A 17,011-nucleotide genomic window follows, 5' to 3' on the forward strand; every position below is an offset into this window, starting at 1 on the left:
GTTCTGAGGAGAATGCTGATGGCACATCTACGACGTCGTACCGTCGTCGCCCTGACCGCCCTGCTCACCGTGGCCGCCGGACTGCCCGGCACGCCCGCGCCGGCCGCGCTCCCACCTGCCGCCGTACCGTCCCGCACCACCGCGCCCGGCCCCGAACGCTGGTCCGTCGACCTCGCCGTCGCCGGCGGCGACGACGTCAACGTCGCCTGGCGGTCCGGCCGCCTGCGGCTGGCCGACCCACGGCCCACCGCCCGCACCCGCCCGGCCGCCGTCGCCGGACCGGTCGCCGAGGGCATCCTGCTCTCCGCGCCGCGCGCCCTGGACCGGCCCGCGACCCGGGTACGCGCACAGCTCGCCGCCCGCACCGGCGACGGGGGTACGGCGATGGCCCAGGTACGCGGCTGGCGTGCCCGCGGTTGGACCGAGTGGCGCGACGCCACCGAGGCGGTGTTCGACCAGCCGGTCAGCCGGGTCCAGGCGCGCCTGGTGCTGACCACCAGCGACTCCGCGTCGGAGGCCACCGTCACCGGGCTGACGCTCGCCGCCGACTCGGTCGCCACCACGGCGGTCCAGCCGGCCGCCGCGCTCAAGTACCGGGTGTACGCGACCCGGATCGGCCTGGTCGGCGGCATCACCGCCAACGGGCACACGGTGCGTACCCGGGACCACTTCGCGGCGCTGCCCACCCGGCGCGGCCTGTCCCCGCGAAACACCGGCGACTACACGGTCAAGGTCTGCACGACGAGCGGCAGCCGCTGCGAGTACGCCCCGGTCTGGGACGTCGGCCCGTGGAACACCCGCGACGACTGGTGGAACCCGGCGTCGGTCCGGGAGAACTGGAAGGACCTGCCGCGCGGGTTGCCGGAGGCGCAGGCGGCGTACCAGAACGGCTACAACGGCGGGCGCGACCAGTTCGGCCGTACCGTCCGCAACCCGGCCGGGCTGGACCTGGCCGACGGGACGTTCTGGGACGGGCTGCGGCTCACCGACAACGCGTGGGTGGACGTGACGCTGTTGTGGACCGGCGGCGGGGCTCGGGCCGTGGTCGGTTCCGGGCCGCTGAACCTGCGCGCCGGGGCGAGCACCTCGTACGCGAGCCGAGGGCTGGCCGCCACGTACGCCCACGTGCCGGTGCAGTGCTACGTGACCGGGCAGCGGATCGTCGGCACGTACCGCACGACGACGAGGTGGTACCGCCTGGTGGGCGGCAACTACGTCAGCCACGCGTACCTGTCCTCGATCTACGGCGGCACAGTCCCCCGCTGCTGACCCTCCCTCCCACCCTCCCTCCCTCGCCTCTCCTCCGCGATCTTGCAGTTTCGGCCCTGCGCTGGGGGCATTTGTTCCTTATGCCGGGGCACCAACTGCAAGATCGCGGGGGCGGGGGCGGGGGCGGGGGCGGGGGCGGTCGGGGAGGGAGGAGAGCGGTCAGGGGTGGGTGATGGTTACCAGGGCGCCTGGGGTGGCGGTGAGGGTGTCGGCGGCTCGGCCGGTGTTGACCGCTGCGGCCACCAGGCCGGCCGAGTCGACGTAGACCACCAGGGTGCCGGGTTCGGCGTCGCCGAAGGTGCGGCCGTGGACCGCCTCGTGGCCGTTAACCAGGACCCGGGACGGCAGGCCGTCGAGCAGCGTGCCCGGCGCGGCGAGCTGGACGTTGCCGAAGTGGTCGACTGTCAGCACCTCGGCGGTGAGGCCGCCGGGCTCGGCGCGTACCACCGGCTCCGGCAGCCGGACCAGCGTGCCCGGGTCCACCGCCGGTCCCGCCTCGGCCAGTGGTGCGCCGAGTGCCAGCCGGGCGGCCACCGGCGCGAACACGTCCCGCCCGTGGAACGTGCGGGAGACGACCGGGCCGAGCCAGTCCGGGTTGGTCAGCTCCACCGCCTCGGTCACCCCGCCGAGCGCCTCCGCGGCCGGGATCAGCAAGCCGTTGTCGGGCCCGACGAGCAGCCCGCCGGGCGCGGCGAGCGCGATCCCGCGCCGCGTCGTGCCGACACCCGGGTCGACCACCGCCACGTGCACGCCCCACGGTAGGTACGGCACCGTCTGCGCGAGTACCGCCGCGCCCCGGCGTACGTCGGCCGGCGGGATCAGGTGCGTCACGTCGATCACCCGGACGGTCGGGGCGAGCCGGGCCAGCACTCCGTGGCACGCCGCCACGAACCCGTCGAAGAGCCCGTAGTCGGTGGTCAGCGAGACACAGAGCGGACTGCCGGCCGCCGGCCGCGTGCCGTCCGGTGTCGCGCGGTCCTGGCCGGCGGCGGCCGGGGCGCGTTCGTCCGGGCCGCTCATCGCTGGTCCGCCACGGTCAGGTGCCGGCTCAGGCGCAGCTCGTCGTGCAGCGGGATCCCGTCCACACCGATCTGCGGGATGGTCGGCTTGACGGCGCGGGCCCGGTCCACCGCGCCCGCGTCCACCGCGACGATGCGCAGCCCTCGGCGCTGGTAGAAGCGCAGCGCACCCAGGTTGTCGTTGGTGGTGACCAGCCAGATCCGGTCCGCCCCGGCCGCCCGGGCCGCCTCGTCGGCGGCGGCCAGCAGGGCGGTGCCCGCGCCGTTGCCCGGTGCCGACGCGGCCAGGCTCACCACCTCCAGCCCATCGGCGTCGACCCGGTACGCCAGCGCCCCGGCGAACCCGCCGCTGTCGTCGACCGCCACCAGCGTGGGCAGGTCACTCAGGTCGTAGCGGGTGTCGTGGACCACCACGATCGGCCCGCCCCACTCCCGCTCGTGCAACGTCGCCAGCGCCGCGCGGTCCTCGTCGCGCGCCTTTCGTACCCGGATCGAGGCCACCGGCACACCCTACGTGCCCGCTCCCCGGAACTCCGGGCGGTCAGCCGCGCAGACGCAGCCCGCGCGGGGTGGCGCGGAAACCGGCGGCGGTCAGCGCGTCGCGCAGCGGGGACGCGTTCACGGCCTCGCCGTCGGCGCGTTCCACCGAGATCGCGCCGAGCGCACCGGAGTGCACCGCGTCGGCGAGCGCCTTGCCGGCCGCGCCGAGCGTGTCGGTGTCGTCGGTGAAGGACAGGATCGTCCGGCCGCCCCGCTCCACGTAGAGCACCAGGTCACCGCCGACGAGCACGACAAGCGCGCCCGCCTTGCGCCCGGCCCGGTGGCCGGTGGCCGGTGCCGCGCCGTCGCCGGAGTCGACAACGCGTTCCGGCCAGGGCAGTGCCGCGCCGTACGGGTTCGCCGGGTCGGTCGCGGCGAGCACCACTGTCGGCCCGCCCCGGCCCTGGGAGTCGTCGGCGAGCGCCCGGATGCGGTCCACCGCGCCGGGCACCGCGAACTGCGCCGCGCCGAGCCCTTCGACGAAGTAGCCGCGCCGGGCCGCCCCGCGTTCCTCCATCGCGGACAGCACCGGGTAGACCCCGGCGAAGCCGCCGGTGACCTGCTCGGCGACGACCGCGCCCCGGGTCACCACGCCGTGCCGTTCCAGCAGCAGATCGGCGAGGGCGGCGGCCCGGCGGGTGGGGTCGATGTCGCGTTCGGGCAGCCGGGACCAGCGACCGGCCATCGTGGGCGGACCGCCACGGCTGGGCAGCGCAACCCGGCCCGGCCGCCGGTAGCGGGTGCGCGGTGCCGACGGCCGGGAGCGGTGCGCCCCGCCCGCGCCGAGCGCGGCCCGCAGCGGGGCGAGCGTGTCGTTGGTGAGGTGACCGGCCCAGACCAGATCCCACACCGCGCCGGACAGGGCGGCGTCGTCGGTGGCGCCGACCCGGTCGGAGAGCGAGCGGAAGAACAGCGCCTGCCCGTCCGCGAGCGCGTCGAGCACCGACTCGTGCAGCGGGGTCAGCGTCAGCGCCTCGTCCGGCGGCGGAAGCAGCAGCGGCGCCACGTCGGCGTACGCGAGCGTCACCCACCCGTCGCCGCCGGAGATCGCACCCGCGCCGGCCCACACCACCTCGCCGCTGGCGCACAGCTCGTCGAGCTGGGCGGGGGAGTAGTCGGCGACCCGGGCGGGCAGCACCAGGCGTTCCAGCGCGGACGCCGGCACGCTCACGCCCTGCAACTGCTCGACCGTGGCGGCGACCGCCTCGACGCCCCGGGCCGACGAGCCGACCTGCTGCCAGCGGGGCAGGAACGCGGCGAGCGCGCGCGGCGGCACCGGCTCGATCTCCCGGCGCAGGGCGGCCAGCGAGCGGCGGCGCAGCAGGCGCAGCACCTCCGCGTCGCACCACTGGGTGCCCACACTGTCCGGCGCGAACTCGCCGGAGACCACCCGGCCGTTCGCGGCCAGCCGGCGCAGCGCCTGCTCCACCACGAACACGCCGAGCCCGAACCGGGCCGCGCAGGTGGCGGCCGCGAACGGACCGTGCGTACGGGCGTACCGGGCGACCAGGTCGGTGAGCGGATCGGCCACCGGCGCGAGGTACGCCTCGGCGACCCCGACGGGCAGCGCCACCCCGAGCGCGTCGCGCAGCCGGGCGGCGTCCTCGACGACCACCCAGCGGTCCTCGCCGGCGATGCGGACGCGCAGCACCCGCCGGGCCGCGGCCAGCTCCTCCGGCCAGGACTCCGGCACACCCCGCTCGGCCAGCTCGGCGCTGCTCAGGTCACCGACCACGCGCAGCAGCTCGACCACGTCCTCCGGGTCGCGGGGGCGTCGCTGCTCGGTGAGCCAGCGCAGCTGACGGGCGGTTTCGGCGAGCACGTCCGGGTCGAGCAGCTCCCGCAGGTCGACCCGGCCCAGCAGCTCGCCGAGCAGCCCGGAGTCGAGCGCCAGTGCGGCGGCCCGCCGCTCGGCCAGCGGGGCGTCGCCCTCGTAGAGGAACGCGCCCACGTACCCGAACAGCAGCGACCTGGCGAACGGCGACGGGCGTTCGGACTCCACCTCGACCAGGCGTACCTTGCGGGCGGCCAGGTCGCGCATCAGCTCGCCGAGGGCGGGCTGGTCGAAGACGTCCTGGAGGCACTCGCGGGCCGCTTCCAGCGTGACCGGGAAGTCGGCGTACTCGCGGGCCACGTCGAGCAGTTGCGCGGCACGCTGGCGTTGCTGCCACAGCGGCTGCCGCCGCCGGGGGTCACGCCGGGGCAGCAGCAGCGACCGGGCCGCGCACTCCCGGAACCGGGACGCGAACAGCGCCGACGTGCCCACCGACTCCTCGACGAGCTGGGCGATCTCGTCCGGCTCGAAGACGACCACGTCGGCACCGGGCGGCGTCTCGGCGGTGTCCGGCAGGCGCACCACGATGCCGTCGTCGGAGGGCATGACCTGGGCGTCCACGCCGTACCGCTCGGCCAGCCGGCGGCCGATGGCCAGCGCCCACGGCCCGTTGACCCGGGCGCCGAGCACCGAGTGCACGGCGAGCCGCCAGTCACCCAGCTCGTCGCGGAACCGCTCGACCACCACCGTCCGGTCGTCCGGCAGCGACCGGGTGGCCGCCTTCTGCTCGCGCAGGTAGCTCATCAGGTTGCCGGCGGCCCAGTCGTCGAGCCCGCCGGCCCGCAGCGCCGCGACCGCGTCGGCGTCGGACTGCCGCAGCAGCGCCCGGACCCGGGCGCCGATCGCCCGCCCCAGCTCCACCGGGCGGCCGAGCTGGTCGCCCTTCCAGAACGGCATCCGGGCCGCCTGCCCGGGTGCGGGGGAGACCAGCACCCGGTCGGGGGTGATCTCCTCGATCCGCCAGGACGACGAGCCGAGCAGGAACACGTCACCGACCCGGGACTCGTAGACCATCTCCTCGTCCAGCTCACCGACCCGCGCGGCCCGCTCGGCACCGGCCAGGAACACGCCGAACAGGCCCCGGTCGGGGATGGTGCCGCCGCTGGTCACGGCGAGCCGCTGCGCCCCGGGCCGGCCGGTCAGCACGTCGGTGGCGCGGTCCCAGACCAGGCGCGGCCGAAGCTCGGCGAACGCGGTGGACGGGTAGCGCCCGGAGAGCATGTCGAGCACCGCGTGCAGCGCCGAGTCGGGCAGCTCCGCGAACGGCGCCGCGCGCCGGACCAGCACCGCGAGGTCGCCGAGCCGCCACGGCTCCAGCGCCACCATCGCGACGATCTGCTGGGCCAGCACGTCGAGCGGATTGCGCGGGTAGTGCAACTCCTCGATCGCCCCGGCGCCCATCCGCTCGGCCACCACCGTGCAGGAGAGCAGGTCGCCCCGGTGCTTGGGGAAGACGACGCCGCGCGAGACCGCGCCGACCTGGTGCCCGGCCCGCCCGACCCGCTGCAGCCCGGCCGCCACGCTCGGCGGCGCCTCGATCTGCACCACCAGGTCGACGGCGCCCATGTCGATGCCCAGCTCGAGGCTGGACGTGGCGACCACGGCGGGCAGCCGGCCGGACTTGAGCGCCTCCTCGATCTGCTTGCGCTCTTCCCGGGACACGCTGCCGTGGTGCGCCCGCGCGATCACCGCCGGCGCCCCGGCCGCCGCGCCGGCCTGCGCCATCACCTCCGCCGGCTGCCGCGGCGCACGCACCGGCCCCACCGGCCCGCCGAACGCCTCCGCCCCGCGCCGGGCCCGGCTCCCGTCGTCCCGCCCGCCGCCGGACACCGGGCCGAGCCCGTCGGCGTCGTCGAGCCCGGCCTCGTCGCCGGCCGGCGGGCCGTCGGCGCCGGGCAACAGATCGGATACGCGCACCGGCTCCCCGCCCCGGGCCACGCGGCTGCCGTCCGGTGCGGACGCCGCCTCGACCTCCTCGGCGGCGAGCTCGTTGAGGCGGGCGCAGAGGCGCTCGGCGCTGCGCCGGGAGTTGGTGAACACGATCGTGGACCGGTGCGCGCGGATCAGCGCGAACACGCGTTCCTCGACCGCCGGCCAGATGGAGGGGCGGCGGGGCGCGAGGCCGCCCAGGTCGTCCTCGGGCGGCTCCTGCTCGTCGAGGCGGGTCATGTCCTCCACTGGGACCTGGACGCTGACCTCGATGGTCTTGTTCGACGGCGGCTGCACCACGTCGACCGGGCGCGCGCCGCCGAGGAAGCGGGCGCACACGTCGATCGGCCGGACGGTGGCGGACAGCCCGATCCGCTGCGCGGGCCGCTCCAGCAGCGCGTCCAGCCGTTCCAGGGACAGCGCCAGGTGGGCCCCGCGCTTGGTGCCGGCGACGGCGTGCACCTCGTCCACGATCACCGTGTCGACGCCGCGCAGCGAGTCGCGGGCGGCGGAGGTGAGCAGCAGGAACAGCGACTCGGGCGTGGTGATGAGGATGTCCGGCGGGGTGCGGGCGAAGGCCCGGCGCTCGTCGGCGGGGGTGTCGCCGGTACGCATCCCGACGGTGACGTCCGGCGGGACCAGTCCGAGCCGGGAGGCGGCCTGGCGGATGCCGGTGAGCGGGGCGCGCAGGTTGCGTTCCACGTCGACGGCGAGCGCCTTGAGCGGACTGACGTAGAGCACCCGGCAGCGGCGCCGGGGATCGGCCGGCGGCGGCTCCTTGGCGAGCCGGTCGAGCGACCAGAGGAACGCCGCGAGCGTCTTTCCGGAGCCGGTCGGCGCGACGACGAGCGCGTTGCGGGCGGCGGCGACCGAGCGCCAGGCGCCCTCCTGGGCCGGGGTGGGCGCGGCGAACGCCGCGGTGAACCACTCCCGGGTCGCCGCGCCGAACTCCGCCAGCACCCCGCCCGACCTGCCTGACCCGTCTGGCCTGCCTGACCCGTCTGGCCTGGTCACCTCGTCCGCCACGCACCCATCCTGCCGCGCGGGTGTGACAACCGGCCCGCCGCCGGACCGTTCCGTCCCGCGCGCGGCAGCCGAAAAATGGAATGGGCGATTGTTCCGTTAAGTCTTACTTAACTGCTTGCTTGTGGGCTGCAACATAAAGTAACTTCACTCGCGATGCGGCTGGGGTGGAGGCATGGATGACCGTCGAGGACCGAGGTCTGGGCTCCGGAACCGACGTGCTCATCCGCAAGGTCGACAGTCGACTGGCCGCGCTCCGCGCCGCGCTGCACGGCCCCGATCTCGAGCTGGCCGAGGAACTGGCCGCGCGGCTGCGCGAGATGATCCTGGCGACCGCCCGGTCCAGCGCCGCCGACCGCGCCCGGGTCCGGGCCGCCGTGCACTACTTCGTCCAGCGCCGGGAGACCCGCGACGCCCGGCTGCCGCTGCGCTCCCTGGCCGCCGCCCAGCGCGCCGTCGACCGCGCCGCCCGCCAGCTGGCCACCCCCAACCCCACCCCCTGACCCCTCGCCGCACCCCGCCCTTCCGCCCTCCCGCCGCCCCGGTGATCAAGGAGTTCGTGTCCGGGAGCGCGCCCGATCCCGCCGCAAACTCCTTGATCACCGCCCGGGAGCCCGGGAAGGCCGGGACGGCCGGGAAGGCCGGGTGGAGGTAAGGGTGGGTTTTGGGGAAAACGGCCCGGTTCGGTGCCTCTGTGGCGTGTGATCGGTTGTGACACCAGCGTGTTCTGCGCGCTGTCACCTCGACCGGGAGTACGCGTGCTCGTCCTGCTGATCGTGCACCTGGTGGCGGCGCTGCTCGCCCCGCTGCTGGTCCGCCGGTGGGGTCCGCGCGCCTGCCTGCTGCTCGCGCTCGCCCCTGCCGCCACAGCGGTCTGGGCGGCGGCGCACACCGGAGCGGTACGCGACGGCGGCGAAGTGGTCGAGACGTACCAGTGGATCTCCCAGCTCCAGCTCGACGTGGCGCTGCGCGTCACGACGCTGTCCTGGCTGATGCTGCTGCTCGTCGGCGGCGTCGGCGCGTTCGTGCTGGTCTACTCCGCCCGCTACTTCCCGCCCGGGTCCCTCGGGCTGGCCCGGTTCGCCGCCGTCATGGTCGCCTTCGCCGGGGCGATGCTCGGCCTCGTCGTCTCCGACGACCTGCTGCTGCTCTACGTCTTCTGGGAACTGACCACAGTCTTCTCGTACCTGCTCATCGGGCACAGCACCGAGCGTCGGTCCAGCCGGTGGGCCGCCGCGCAGGCGTTGACAGTGACCACGCTGGGCGGGCTCGCCATGCTCGTCGGGTTCCTGCTGCTCGGCCACCACGCCGGCGGCTACCGGTGGTCGGCGGTGGCCTCGGCGCCGCTACCCGGCGGCGGGTACCTGGTCGTCGCGGTGCTGCTGATCCTCGCCGGGGCGCTGGCGAAGTCCGCGGTGTTCCCGTTCAACGCCTGGCTGCCGGTGGCGATGGCCGCGCCGACGCCGGTGAGCGCGTACCTGCACGCGGCGGCGATGGTGAAGGCCGGCATCTTCCTCATCGGACTGCTCGGCCCGGTGCTCGCCCCGGTCGACTGGTGGCGGCCGGTCACCGTGGTCGCCGGGCTGGTCACGCTCGTGATCGGCGGGTGGGCGGCGCTGCGGCAGACCGACCTGAAGCTGCTGCTGGCATACGGGACGGTCAGCCAGCTCGGCCTGCTCACCGTCGTGTTCGGCGCGGGCACCCCGAAGGCGGCGCTGGCCGGTGTGGCGATGCTGGCGGCGCACGCCCTGTTCAAGGCGGCGCTGTTCCTGGTCGTCGGCATCGTCGACCACGAGGCCGGCACCCGTGACCTGCGGGAGCTGTCCGGGGTCAGGCGGACCGCGCCGGTGCTGGCCGTCGTCGCCACGCTGGCCGCCGCCTCGATGGCCGGGGTGCCGCCGCTGCTCGGGTTCGTCGGGAAGGAGGCGGCGCTCGCCGCGTTCACCGGTGAGCCGCTGGTGCTGACCGTGCTGGTGGTGGGCAGCGCGCTCACCGTCGCGTACAGCATCCGGTTCCTCTGGGGCGCGTTCGGCACCCGGCCCGGCACGCCGGACACCGAGCTGGCCCGCCCGCCCGCCGCGATGCTCGTACCCCCGGCGCTGCTCGCCGTGGCCGGGCTCGCCGCCGGTCCGGCGGCCGGGTGGCTGAGCGGCCTGTTCGAGCCGTACGCCGAGCTGTTCGGGCCGGTCGAGGAGCACCTGGCGCTCTGGCACGGACCCACGGCGGCGCTCGGCCTGTCCGCCCTCGTGCTGGCCGGCGGTGTGGTGCTGCACCTGGTCCGCGGCCCGCTGGCGCCCGCGCTGGCCCGGCTGCGCTCGCCGGTGGGCGGCAACCAGGGGTACGAGTGGGTGACGCACGCCTTCGACCGGCTCGCCATCGAGGTCACCGGCGCCACCCAGCGCGGGTCCCTGCCGCAGTACCTCGGCACCGTGCTGCTCGTGCTGGTGTTCGTGCCGGGCGGGGCGATGATCGCGACCGCGCCGTGGCGGGTCGACCTGGCGACCTGGGACAACCCGGCCCAGCTCGTGGTCTGTGTGGTGATCGCGGTGGCCGCGCTGCTCGCGGTCGGCGCGCGCCGCCGGCTCACCGCGATGCTGCTCGTCGGCGTGACCGGCTACGGCACCGCGATGATGTTCGTCCTCTACGGCGCGCCGGACGTGGCACTGACCCAGTTCCTGGTGGAGACCGCGACGATCGCCGTGTTCGTGCTGGTGCTGCGTCGGCTGCCGGAGCGGTTCTCGGCCCGTCCGCTGCGCCGCAGCCGCTGGGTCCGCCGCGGCATCGGGATCGCCACCGGTGTGGTGATGGCCGGTCTGGCGCTGGCCGCGGCCGGGGCGCGGCGGGCGCCGTCGATCTCCGCCGACTTCCCGGACCTGGCCCTGATCGAGGGGTACGGCCGCAACGTCGTCAACGTGACGCTCGTCGACATCCGCGCCTGGGACACGATGGGGGAGATCTCGGTGCTCGTGGTCACCGCGACCGGCGTGGCCAGCCTGATCTACGAGCGGTCCCGCACCGGGCCGCGTCCCCGCCGTCCCCCACCGGCCGCACTGCGCGCCGGCGACCGGCGCACGGTGTGGCTGCGCGGTGGGCAGACGCTGCCGGAACGGCGGCGGTCGATCGTGTTCGAGGTGGTCACCCGGCTGATCTTCCACACCGTCCTGATCTTCTCGCTGTTCCTGCTCTTCTCCGGGCACAACGCCCCCGGCGGCGGCTTCGCCGGCGGGCTCGTGGCCGGCCTCGCGCTGGCCCTGCGGTACCTGGCCGGCGGCCGGTACGAGCTGGCCGAGGCGGCGCCGGTCGGGGCCGGCACGGTGCTCGGCGCGGGTCTGGGCATCTCGGTCGGCAGCGGCGTGCTCGGCCTGGCGCTCACCGGCGAGGTGCTCCAGAGCATCAAGGTCAACCTGTGGCTGCCGGTGGTCGGTGACTTCTACCTGGTCACGTCGCTGTTCTTCGACATCGGCGTCTACCTGGTGGTGGTCGGGCTGGTGCTGGACATCCTGCGCAGCCTGGGCGCCGAGGTGGACCGGCACGTGGAGGCGGCGGGCGAGGCGGGGCACGGCCTGGTCGTCCAGCGCGAGGGCCAGTCATGACGCGCGGGGCGGCCGGGCCGACGCTGGTGCTGGTGCTGGCGGTCGCGGTGCTCGTCGCCGCCGGTGTCACGCTGCTGCTGGAACGCAGCCTGACCCGGATCCTGCTCGGCATCATCCTGCTCGGCAACGGCGTGAACCTGCTCATCCTGCTGGGCGGGCGGTCCGGCGCCGCTCCGCTGGTCGGTACCGCCTCGCAGCGGGAGATGAGCGACGCGCTGCCGCAGGCCATGGTGCTCACCGCCGTGGTGATCACGTTCGGGCTGACCGCGTTCCTGCTCGCCGTCGCGTACCGGAGCTGGTACACCAGCGGCGACGACGAGGTGCAGGACGACCTGGAGGACCGGCAGATCGTCCGGCTCGCCGAGAGCAACGAGGTGTCCACCGCGGACCTCGGCGGCGAGGGCCCGGACGAAGATCCGGAACAGGTCGACCCGGAGCCGGCGCGCCGCCGGTTGCACCGAGACGGGGAGAACCCATGAGCGCCCTCGTCCCGCTGCCGGTGGTGGTGCCGCTGCTCGGCGCGGCGCTCACCCTCGTGCTGTCCGGCCGGCCCCGCCTGCAACGGTCGATCAGCGTGCTCTGCCTGTCCAGCGTCCTGGTGGTGGCGGCGGTGCTGCTGGTGCAGGCGTACCGGTTCGGACCGGTGGTGGTGCAGGTGGGCGGCTGGCCGGCGCCGGTGGGCATCGTGCTGGTGGCGGACCAGCTGGCGGCGCTGATGGTGCTCGTCTCCTCGGCGGTGACGCTGTGCGTCCTGCTCTACTCGATCGGCCAGGGCCGGGGGGAGACCGGGGAGACCGCGCCGGTGAACATCTACCACCCCACGTACCTGGTGCTCACCGCGGGCGTGACGAACGCCTTCCTGGCCGGGGACCTGTTCAACCTGTTCGTCGGCTTCGAGATCCTGCTGGCCGCGAGCTTCGTGCTGATCACGCTGGGCGGCACCGAGGTGCGGTTGCGGACCGGGTCGACGTACGTGGTGGTCAGCATCCTGTCGTCGCTGCTGTTCCTGTCCGCCGTCGGGCTGGTGTACGCGGCCACCGGCACGCTGAACATGGCGCAGCTCGCCGGCCGGCTGGACGCGCTGCCGTCGGGCGTACGCCTGACCCTGCAACTGACGCTGCTGCTCGCGTTCGGGATCAAGGCGGCGGTGTTCCCGCTGTCGGCGTGGTTGCCGGACAGCTACCCGACCGCGCCCGCGCCGGTGACGGCGGTCTTCGCCGGCCTGCTCACCAAGGTCGGCGTGTACGCGATCATCCGCACCGAGACGCTGCTGTTCCCCGGCGGCCAGGTCGCCACGCTGCTGATGGTGGTGGCCGGGCTGACGATGGTGGTCGGCATCCTCGGCGCGGTGGCCCAGTCGGACCTGAAGCGGCTGCTGTCCTTCACGCTGGTCAGCCACATCGGCTACATGATCTTCGGGGTGGCGCTGAGCAGCGTCGCCGGCCTGTCCGGGGCGATCTTCTACGTGGTGCACCACATCACCATCCAGACCACGTTGTTCCTTGTCGCCGGCCTGGTCGAGGAACGCGCCGGCAGCACCGACCTGCGCCGGATCGGTGGCCTGGCACGGATCGCGCCGATGCTCGGCGTGCTCTTCTTCGTCCCCGCGATGAACCTCGCCGGCATCCCGCCGTTCTCCGGCTTCCTCGGCAAGCTCGGCCTGCTCCAGGCGGGCGTCGCAGCGGGCGGGACGCTGCCCGCCGTGCTGGTCGCGGCGGGCACCCTGACCAGCCTGCTCACGCTCTATGCGGCCTCCCGGGTGTGGAACATCGCATTCTGGCGGGAGCCCCGGCTCGCCACCACCACCCCGCCGGCCCGGCTGCCCGGGCTGATGGTCGGGGCGACCACCGCCCTGGTGGCGCTGGGCGTGCTGTTCACGCTGGTGGCCGGGCCGCTGTTCCAGGTCACCGCCGACGCGGCCACCGACCTGCGCGAGCGCACCCCGTACGTGCGGGCGGTCCTGCCCCGGGACGTGCCGTGACCGACGACCTGCCCCCGGGCGGGGGCGCGACCGGTGAGCCCGCCGGCGTGTCCCGTGCGACGCCCGCCCCGGACGCGCCGACGCCGACCGTCGGCCGGGGCGGGCGGCGGCGGGACCAGGCGGTCGCGCTCGGCTGGCTGGTCGTCGCCTGGATGCTGCTGTGGGGCGACGTGTCCTGGGGCAACCTGGCCTCCGGGCTGGTGGTCGGCGTGGCGGTGCTGCTGTTCTTCCCGCTGCCGCCGGTCACGTTCGGCGGCCGGGTACGCCCCCGCGCGCTGCTGGTGTTCGCGGCGACGTTCGTCGCGGAGCTGGTCAGCGCCAGCGTGCACGTGGCAGCCGTGGCGCTGCGCTTCGGCTACCGCCCGCGCGGCGCGATCATCGCCGTGCCGCTGCGCGTGCGCACCGACCTCAACCTGGCGCTCACCGCCGAGGTGATCTCGCTGGTGCCGGGCACGCTGATCCTCGACGTCGACCGGGCGGCGGGCGTGCTCTACGTGCACGTGCTCGACGTGCGCGGACCCGAGGACATCACCGGCAGCCGCGAGCGCGTGCTCGCCGTCGAACGGCGCATCGTCCGCGCCATCGGATCTCCCGACGAGGTACGCCGGCTCGACCTCGAACCCGCCGAACGGAGGAACCACCCGTGACAGTCCTGCTCGCCGTCGCGTTGACCGTGCTGCTCTCGGCCACCGCGCTGCTCGCCCTGGCCCGGATCTACCGGGGCCCGTCCCTGCTCGACCGGATCGTCGGCGCCGACCTGCTGCTGTCGGCGATGCTCGCCGCGGTGGGGGCGGAGGCCGCCGTGAACCGGCACGCCACCACGCTGCCCGTGCTGGTGGTGCTCTCGCTGCTCGGCTTCATCGGGTCGGTGTCGCTGGTGCGCTTCGCGGTCCGGGCCGAATCATGAGTGCCGGCGCGGTCGCGGACTGGGTGGGTGGGGTGCTGCTGCTGGCCGGTGCGGTGCTGGCCCTGGTCGCCGGCATCGGGCTGGTGCGCTTCCCGGACGTGCTGGACCGGATGCACGCGGCCACCAAGCCGCAGGTGCTGGGCGTCCTGCTGCTGCTGGCCGGGCTGGCGCTGCGTCTGCGTACCCCCTCGGACCTGGGCATGCTGGTCCTGGTGGCGATCTTCCAGCTCTCGACCGCGCCGGTGGCCGCGCAGATGATCGGCCGGGCCGCGTACCGCTCCGGGCGGGTCGACCGGACGCTGCTGGACGCCGACGAGCTGGCCGGACGCTGAACCGGACGTGCGGGAGGCTTCCCGGCACCCTCAGCGAACGTCCAGCGGGTACCGATAAAATGGGCCGCATGATCGACTCTCCTGCCCCGGAGGGCAGCAGTAGCCGGCCGGGTAATACCCGGCGAATTCCCTCCCCGACGACCCCGGGAGCCCTGAACCTCCCGTGTTGATCCTCGTCGGTCTCCTTCTCATCACCGTCCTCACCGCCGCCACCGGTTACTTCGTGGCCCAGGAGTTCGGTTACGTCGCCGTGGACCGGGGCAAGCTCAAGCAGCTCGCCGACGGTGGCGACCGTGCCGCGGCCCGGGCCCTGGAGGTGACCGCGCGGCTCTCCTTCATGCTGTCCGGCGCCCAGCTCGGCATCACCGTGACCGCCCTGCTCGTCGGTTACGTCGCCGAGCCGTTCCTCGGCGCCGGGCTGGCCGACCTGCTCGGCCTGGCCGGGCTGTCCAGCTCGGTCACGCTGCCGTTGTCGGTGGCCCTCGCCCTGGTCATCGCCACCGTGGTGCAGATGGTCCTGGGTGAGCTGGCCCCGAAGAACCTGGCCATCGCGCGGGCCGAACCGCTCGCCCGGGCGCTGTCCCGGTCCACCCTGATCTACCTGAAGATCGCCGGTCCGCTGATCACGCTGTTCGACCGGGCCGCCGTACGGCTGCTCCGCCGCATCGGCATCGAGCCGATCGAGGAGCTGCCCAGCGGCGCCACCCCGCAGGACCTGGAACAGATCATCGCCGAGTCCCGGGAGGAGGGGCACCTCGACGCCGAGATGTCCGACCTGCTGGACCGGGGTCTGGACTTCCGGGAGCTGACCGCCGGGGAGGCGATGGTGCCGCGCGTCGACGTGCACACCATCCGGGCCGACGAGCCGGTCAGCCGGATCGTCGAGCTGCTGGACACCGGCCACTCCCGGTTCCCGGTCAGCGGCGCCGAGGGCGTCGACGACCTGGTGGGCGTGGTCGGCATCGCCGACGTGCTCGGGGTGCCGCCGGCGCAGCGCGCGACCACCCGGGTCGACGCGGTGGCCGTACCCCCGTTGCTGGTGCCCGAGACGCTGCCGCTGCCGACGGTGCTGGACCGCCTGCGGTCCGGGCACCGGCAGCTCGCCTGCGTGGTCGACGAGTACGGCGGCTTCGCCGGCGTGATCACGCTGGAGGACCTGGCCGAGGAACTGGTCGGGCCGATCCGCGACGAGGACGACCCGCCGGACCGGGCCGCGGCCCGGCAGGAGGACGGCTCCTGGGTGGTCCCGGCGCGCTGGCGCATCGACGAGGTCGCCGACAGCACCGGCATCGAGCTGCCCGAGGCGCCCGAGTACGACACGCTCTCCGGCCTGGTGATGCGGGAGCTGGGCCGGGTGCCCGAGGTCGGTGACCGGCTGGAGATCCCGGTCGCCACGGACGGCGACGAGCCGGCCGGCGGCCCGCGGGTGCTGGTCGAGGTGCTGGCGGTTGACCGGCACGTGGCCGACTCGGTGCGGCTTCGGCCCGCCGCCTCGGTGTCCGGGGAGGGTTCCGCATGAGCCCCGGATTCGCGTTGTTCTTCTCCGTGGTGCTGCTGGCGCTCAACGGGTTCTTCGTGGCCGCCGAGTTCGCGCTCGTCGCGTCCAAGCGGTACCGGCTCGAACAGGCGGCCGCCGGTGGCGGCCGGGCGGCCCGCGCGGCGCTGGACGGCGTCCGCGAGCTGAGCCTGATGCTGGCCGGCGCGCAGCTCGGCATCACGCTGTGCACGCTGGGTCTGGGCGCGCTGGCCGAACCGGCCATCGAGCACCTGCTCAGCCCGCTGCTGCACGCGGTCGGCCTGCCCGAGGCGGTCAGTCATGTGGTGGCGCTGGTGTTCGCGCTGTCGCTCGTGACCTTCCTGCACCTGGTGGTCGGTGAGATGGCCCCGAAGTCGTGGGCGATCACCGACGCGGAGCGGTCGGCGATGCTGCTGGCGCTGCCGTTCCGGGCGTTCGCCCGGATCGCCCGGCCGGTGCTGTCCCTGCTCAACGGGCTCGCGAACGCGATGCTGCGCCTGTTCGGGGTGCAGCAGCAGGACCAGCTCGCCCAGGTGCACGGCCCGGACGAGCTGCGCATCCTGCTGGAGCAGTCCCGGGAGCACGGGCTGCTCGGCGCCGAGCAGCACCAGCTGCTGACCAGCATGCTGGAACTCCAGGGCACCACGGTCGCCCAGGTGATGGAGCCGTTCGACCGGATCGTCACGGTGGGCCGGAGCGAGACCGCCGAGCGGATCGAGCACGTCTCCCGCGACAGCGGCCGGTCCCGGCTCGCCGTGGTCGACAGCGGTGGTGAGGTGTGCGGCCTGGTACACGTACGCGAGGCGGTGCGCGCCGTCACCACCGGCCGCCCGGCGACCGCGGAGGAGCTGATGACCAGTGCCTTCACGCTGCCGGCCGAGGCGTCGGTGACCGAGGCGGTGGCCGCCATGCGGGCGCGGCAGGCGCAGCTCGCGCTGGTGAGCAACGGTGGCGGGCCGACCCGGCCGATCGGGTTCGTCGCGCTGGAGGACCTCCTGGAGGAGGTCATCGGCGAGTTCGACGACGAGACCGATCCGGTGCCGCGAGGCCGCCGGATGCGCTGACCGT

At 74.6% G+C, this 17,011-nt stretch carries 13 protein-coding genes; 10 read left to right on the top strand and 3 right to left on the bottom strand.

Annotation, left to right across the window (positions count from 1 at the left end; translation table 11 throughout):
* Window positions 1-18: 18 nt before the first annotated feature.
* On the top strand, window positions 19-1,269 hold the full coding sequence (locus O7611_RS05695) for a hypothetical protein (RefSeq protein WP_269696322.1): 1,251 nt from the start codon (window positions 19-21) through the stop codon (window positions 1,267-1,269).
* 159 nt (window positions 1,270-1,428) lie between these two features.
* Here the strand turns inward: O7611_RS05695 and O7611_RS05700 are convergent, their stop codons facing one another.
* Genes O7611_RS05700 through O7611_RS05710 form a run of 3 tightly spaced genes read right to left on the bottom strand, consistent with a single transcriptional unit; the run spans window position 1,429 to window position 7,605 of the window.
* Window positions 1,429-2,289, bottom strand: a complete 861-nt coding sequence (locus O7611_RS05700) for an SAM hydrolase/SAM-dependent halogenase family protein (protein WP_269696323.1) — start codon at window positions 2,287-2,289, stop codon at window positions 1,429-1,431.
* Window positions 2,286-2,789 (bottom strand): GNAT family N-acetyltransferase, encoded by a 504-nt coding sequence (locus O7611_RS05705; protein ID WP_194802946.1) that lies wholly within the window; start codon window positions 2,787-2,789, stop codon window positions 2,286-2,288. The genes O7611_RS05700 and O7611_RS05705 overlap by 4 nt, the downstream gene beginning before the upstream one ends.
* Window positions 2,790-2,829: 40 nt before the next feature.
* Complete coding sequence (locus tag O7611_RS05710; RefSeq protein WP_442929386.1) at window positions 2,830-7,605, bottom strand: Lhr family helicase; 4,776 nt, start codon at window positions 7,603-7,605, stop codon at window positions 2,830-2,832.
* A 188-nt stretch (window positions 7,606-7,793) separates the two neighbouring features.
* Here O7611_RS05710 and O7611_RS05715 point away from each other — a divergent pair, with 188 nt between their 5' ends.
* The 9 genes from O7611_RS05715 to O7611_RS05755 all read left to right on the top strand — a co-directional run bounded on the left by O7611_RS05715 (window position 7,794) and on the right by O7611_RS05755 (window position 17,007).
* Window positions 7,794-8,117 (top strand): hypothetical protein, encoded by a 324-nt coding sequence (locus O7611_RS05715; RefSeq protein WP_194802948.1) that lies wholly within the window; start codon window positions 7,794-7,796, stop codon window positions 8,115-8,117.
* A gap of 255 nt (window positions 8,118-8,372) precedes the next feature.
* Window positions 8,373-11,207 carry a Na+/H+ antiporter subunit A gene (locus tag O7611_RS05720; protein WP_269696325.1) on the top strand — a complete coding sequence of 945 codons (2,835 nt, stop codon included), beginning with the start codon at window positions 8,373-8,375 and terminating at the stop codon, window positions 11,205-11,207.
* Complete coding sequence (locus O7611_RS05725; protein WP_269696326.1) at window positions 11,204-11,686, top strand: Na(+)/H(+) antiporter subunit C; 483 nt, start codon at window positions 11,204-11,206, stop codon at window positions 11,684-11,686. Before O7611_RS05720 ends, O7611_RS05725 begins: the two co-directional genes overlap by 4 nt.
* Window positions 11,683-13,188: a Na+/H+ antiporter subunit D gene (locus O7611_RS05730; protein WP_194802951.1), complete on the top strand. Its 1,506-nt coding sequence runs from the start codon at window positions 11,683-11,685 to the stop codon at window positions 13,186-13,188. Before O7611_RS05725 ends, O7611_RS05730 begins: the two co-directional genes overlap by 4 nt.
* Window positions 13,185-13,835, top strand: coding sequence for a Na+/H+ antiporter subunit E (locus O7611_RS05735; protein ID WP_194802952.1), 651 nt, complete (start codon window positions 13,185-13,187; stop codon window positions 13,833-13,835). The genes O7611_RS05730 and O7611_RS05735 overlap by 4 nt, the downstream gene beginning before the upstream one ends.
* Window positions 13,832-14,095 (top strand): monovalent cation/H+ antiporter complex subunit F, encoded by a 264-nt coding sequence (locus tag O7611_RS05740; protein WP_194802953.1) that lies wholly within the window; start codon window positions 13,832-13,834, stop codon window positions 14,093-14,095. Before O7611_RS05735 ends, O7611_RS05740 begins: the two co-directional genes overlap by 4 nt.
* Window positions 14,092-14,427: a monovalent cation/H(+) antiporter subunit G gene (gene mnhG / locus O7611_RS05745; RefSeq protein WP_194802954.1), complete on the top strand. Its 336-nt coding sequence runs from the start codon at window positions 14,092-14,094 to the stop codon at window positions 14,425-14,427. The genes O7611_RS05740 and mnhG overlap by 4 nt, the downstream gene beginning before the upstream one ends.
* Before the next feature lie 163 nt (window positions 14,428-14,590).
* Entirely contained in the window at window positions 14,591-15,946 is a 1,356-nt protein-coding gene (locus O7611_RS05750) for a hemolysin family protein (protein WP_194802955.1), read from the top strand.
* Entirely contained in the window at window positions 15,943-17,007 is a 1,065-nt protein-coding gene (locus O7611_RS05755) for a hemolysin family protein (protein WP_194802956.1), read from the top strand. The genes O7611_RS05750 and O7611_RS05755 overlap by 4 nt, the downstream gene beginning before the upstream one ends.
* Window positions 17,008-17,011 lie beyond the last annotated feature (4 nt).

Source organism: Micromonospora sp. WMMC273, assembly GCF_027460285.1.
In the GTDB taxonomy this organism is placed as follows: Bacteria; Actinomycetota; Actinomycetes; order Mycobacteriales; family Micromonosporaceae; genus Micromonospora; species Micromonospora aurantiaca.

Excerpts from the sequence above, each read along its gene's own strand:
- O7611_RS05700 (WP_269696323.1), bottom strand. The coding sequence starts at position 2,289 with ATGAGCGGCCCGGACGAACGCGCCCCGGCCGCCGCCGGCCAGGACCGC.
- O7611_RS05730 (WP_194802951.1), top strand. The coding sequence starts at position 11,683 with ATGAGCGCCCTCGTCCCGCTGCCGGTGGTGGTGCCGCTGCTCGGCGCG.
- O7611_RS05725 (WP_269696326.1), top strand. The coding sequence starts at position 11,204 with ATGACGCGCGGGGCGGCCGGGCCGACGCTGGTGCTGGTGCTGGCGGTC.
- O7611_RS05715 (WP_194802948.1), top strand. The coding sequence starts at position 7,794 with ATGACCGTCGAGGACCGAGGTCTGGGCTCCGGAACCGACGTGCTCATC.
- O7611_RS05755 (WP_194802956.1), top strand. The coding sequence starts at position 15,943 with ATGAGCCCCGGATTCGCGTTGTTCTTCTCCGTGGTGCTGCTGGCGCTC.
- O7611_RS05695 (WP_269696322.1), top strand. The coding sequence starts at position 19 with ATGGCACATCTACGACGTCGTACCGTCGTCGCCCTGACCGCCCTGCTC.
- mnhG (WP_194802954.1), top strand. The coding sequence starts at position 14,092 with ATGAGTGCCGGCGCGGTCGCGGACTGGGTGGGTGGGGTGCTGCTGCTG.